Raw genomic sequence first — 279 nt, forward strand, 5'->3', positions numbered from 1 at the left:
CAGCCAGCTTTTAACTCAACTCCAGCAGCAGCTTTCCGATAACCAGAATGATATTGATTCCCTTCGTGGTCAGATCCAGGAGAGTCAGTATCAGCTTAATCAGGTTGTGGAGCGCCAGAAGCAAATTTTGTTGCAGATGGATAGCCTGAACAGCGGCGGAGCAGCAGCACAGCCAGCAGCAGGCGATCAAAGCGGTGCGGCGACGCCTGCACCTGCGGCAGATGCCTCCGCGTCGTCTGGTGCGCCTGTACAGAGCGGTGACGCGAATACGGACTACAA

Annotated in this window: 1 protein-coding gene; it reads left to right on the forward strand. The window is 55.6% G+C overall.

The window, feature by feature from the left end; all coding sequences use genetic code 11:
* A partial coding sequence (locus tag GYB81_RS23950; RefSeq protein WP_218573896.1) for a YbgF trimerization domain-containing protein occupies positions 1 to 279 on the forward strand: 279 nt, incomplete at both ends.

It is taken from the genome of Pseudomonas yangonensis, assembly GCF_009932725.1.
GTDB classification, from domain to species: domain Bacteria; phylum Pseudomonadota; class Gammaproteobacteria; order Pseudomonadales; family Pseudomonadaceae; genus Aquipseudomonas; species Aquipseudomonas yangonensis.